At 31.5% G+C, this 3,608-nt stretch carries 2 protein-coding genes; one reads left to right on the top strand and one right to left on the bottom strand.

The genetic code is table 11. From position 1 onward, the window contains the following. Nucleotides 1–120: 120 nt before the first annotated feature. Nucleotides 121–1,572 carry a hypothetical protein gene (locus ACKI4K_RS03145; protein WP_407422199.1) on the bottom strand — a complete coding sequence of 484 codons (1,452 nt, stop codon included), beginning with the start codon at nt 1,570–1,572 and terminating at the stop codon, nt 121–123. 547 nt (nt 1,573–2,119) lie between these two features. On the opposite strand from ACKI4K_RS03145, the gene ACKI4K_RS03140 reads away from it, so the two are divergent. After that, nucleotides 2,120–3,608, top strand: a 1,489-nt coding sequence (locus tag ACKI4K_RS03140) for an Ig-like domain repeat protein (RefSeq protein ID WP_407422197.1), incomplete at its 3' end; no start/stop codon positions are given.

Below are 3,608 nucleotides of genomic sequence, written 5' to 3'. Positions count from 1 at the left end.
TTTAGGGGCCTGAATTTTTTTGATAAAAATTCTGCCTAATTTTTGATATTTTCTTATTTTATGATGATAATTTTCATTGGTTTGTAAAAATACATTTTTGTTAGGCTCTGTCTAAAATTGTCATGATGTAGCATCGATTTTTTGGTTGTTGTCGTGATTTTGTAAGTTGTTTTGTTCATTGAATAAAACATTTCTTTCCATCCATCTGATTTTTTGTAGTCTTATCCATCTTATTAATCCTTCTCTTGTCCGATATATTCTTTTTATATGTCTTGGTAAGGTTATTTTGAAGTATCCTTCGATTTTATTGTTTGTTCGTGGTATTTGTGGGTTTTTGTGATATTCTATTGTTTTATCGAATTTTTTGTTTAGATTTTTTAGGTATTTTTGTGTGTTGTCGTCGAATTGATCTAGTTGGTGATATATTGTTCTGAATCTTCTTATTGCTGCTTTTTGAGTGTCAGTATCGTAAATATTTGCTATTCTTTCGTTGATTCGTTCTTGTTCATTTAATTCTTTTCTTTTTTGTTTTAGTTCGTTTTTATATTTTGTGTTATCTTTCATTAATTTTTTTCGTTTTTTGATTTTTCTTATTCTTGTTTTGTCTTTTTTTGAGGGTCTATATGCCATTCCTTTGCTGTATTCTTTTAGTTTTGTTATTCTTTCTTCGTTTTCTTCTATTTTTCTTTCCAGGGTTTGTATTCTTCTTTTTATTTTATTCATTTTTTTGTAGGATTTGTCGTTGTGGTATTTGATGATGTGGAATATGCAGAGTTGGTGTTTTATGCAAATTCGTTCAATTATTGGTGGATACATCAAATGGCCATCAGTTATTAGTACTTTTTTAGGTAATCCTTCTAAAGAGTATTTTAGAAAGATTTCCACAAAATCCTGATCAAAATCTTCCTGATAAATTACTTGATCATTAATTATTAAGTTTGTTACAGCATCAATAATGGCTAATCTAACTGTTTTTATCCCATTTTCGTGTAAAAATTCCTCATCATAATGATAAATTCCACTTGGCTCAATTTTTGTTTCTTCTAAGAGTTTTTGAAGGTTTTCTTCTTTTTGTGTGATGAATGATGTGTCGTATGTTGATTCGTGATAATATACTGTTTGGCGGTTTAATTGTATCCCATTTTCGAGTTTGATTATTTCCACCTTCTTTTGATAGGATAAATAGGTAATGGATTCATATTCTAGTGATTTTTCGCAAATAGGACGCGTATAATTGGAGTATCTTTTTATGAAATTTTCCAAACTTGTGAAATGTGTTTTTCCGCATTCTGGGCAGATATACTGTTTTTTACGTATGCCTTCCCATTTGTTAGGTTTAGCTGGCCTAGAACCATTGCTGTTCATTGAAATATTGCATTTGGGACATAAAGGTCTTTCATATTCATAATAAACAATCTCCGTGTAATAATCATTATAATACTCCTGGAAAAAGCTCAAATCATCCGGGCTGATTAAATTGCACACATTTAACTGGTCAGATTCTATAAAATACAAAGGTTTATTTAAAATGTCAACAATATTATAACTTGTAAAGGGTTTTATTGAGAGCATATATAATAATATGCCCTTTACATTATTTATATGCTTCTATTTTTAAAATAAACAAACTTAAACACTTAAAAATACTATAACTTTATATTCACCAGGTTGCAGAAACATTTACATATAATCAACTTTTTTAATATAAAAAGAGAACCGTTCCATCAAAATAAAACTTCATCAAAGGGCATTGAATTTAACTAACTGCAAAACACGATTTAATCAATTTAAAAAGCAAATAATAATCCATTTTAAATATGTGGAATTAAAATAACCCTAAAATTAATACAACAATATAACAACTCACAATTAATCAAATAGGGCACATATCATCATGACAATTTTAGACAGGGCCATTTAATGGAGTTATAACTTAATTTGAGAATATTTTTTTTTAATATTTAATTTTAGTTAATTTTTAACCTTATTTTTAAAAAATAACTTCATTAAATCGGATTTGGAAAATAAAAAGGTTTATATAAGATATTTTTTAAATGTATTCTTGAAGTGGGATTGTAATCTCATGGATAATTAAACAAATTGTTAAGGAGGTAAATTATTGAACAAACAATTATGTTTCACTGCACTATTGATGCTTTCAGTTTTATTGTCTGTTAGTGTTGCATGTGCAAGTGATATAAATGTTACAGATTCATATGCTGCTGGCTTAGTGGATGATACTAATGATGTGTCAATCTCTAATGAAAATATCGCTGGTTCATCAGAAATCTTAGCATCTACTGTTTCAAATGTTGATAATGACGTATCTAAAGTTTCCCTCTCAAGTGAAGAAGTTTTAGGATCTGTTAATTCAAATACTTTATCAACTAACACGAATAGTAATTCCGTGGAGGATATTACTAATTATGCTACTCATTCTGATGATGTTGTGCCTAGTGCAATTTCTGATAATGTGGCATCAGAATACTCATCAGAATATTTAACAGATGATGATAATGCAAAGTTAGCGGCTTCCCTTGATGAAAATACAAATGTAGATAATAATGTCATACTCGGGATATCAAATGTTAATACAAATATTAATACTGTTTATAGTGGTGGTATTTTAATTGCTACTTTAACAGATGTAAATGGCAATCCTATTAGCGGTGCTAAGGTTGGCTTTGCTAATAATGGAGTGACTTACATTCGTACTGATAAAAATGGTCAAGCCAAATATTCCACTACTAATTTAAAAGACGGCACTTACACTGTAAGAGTGAAATTTTATGGTGATGATGTATATTCCGCATCCAATCAGGCTGTTGCTCAAATTACTGTAAATAAAGTTCCTACCACTTTGACCTCTGCTAATGTTAATGTTGCTTATGGCGGCAATGGTTATTTGGTTGCTACTTTAAAGGATGCTAATGGTAAACCTATTAGTGGTGCCAAGGTTGGTTTTGCTAATAATGGTGTGAAGTATGTTCTTACTGATGCTAATGGTCAGGCTAAGTATTCCACCAGCGGCTTGGCTGCAGGCACTTATGATGTGAAGATGAAATTTTATGGCAATGATGTTTATGGTGCTTCCAATCAAGCAAGTGCCAAGATTACTGTGAGCAATGTTGCCACTATTTTGAATTCTGCTGATGTAACTGTTCTTTATGGGGCCAATGGTTATTTGGTTGCTACTTTAAAGGATGCTAATGGTAAGGCTATTAGTGGTGCCAAGGTTGGTTTTGCCAATAATGGTGTGAAATACATTGTGACTGATGCTAATGGTCAGGCTAAGTATTCCACCAGTAGTCTGGCTCCGGGCACCTATACCGTGAAGATGAAATTTTATGGCAATGATGCTTATGGTGCTTCCAATCAAGCAAGTGCCAGGATTGTTGTGAATAATGTTGCTACTAAATTGACTTCTTCTGATGTGACAGTTCTTTATGGGGCCAATGGTTATTTGGTTGCTACTCTAACAAATGCTAATGGTCAGCCAATTAAGGGTGCTAAGGTTGGTTTTGCCAATAATGGTGTGAAATACATTGTGACTGATGCTAATGGTCAGGCTAAGTATTCCACCAGTAGTCTGGCTCCGGGCACCTATA

It is taken from the genome of Methanobrevibacter sp. (assembly GCF_045644645.1).
GTDB lineage: Archaea > Methanobacteriota > Methanobacteria > Methanobacteriales > Methanobacteriaceae > Methanocatella.
This window is presented reverse-complemented; position numbering and strand designations above follow the sequence as displayed.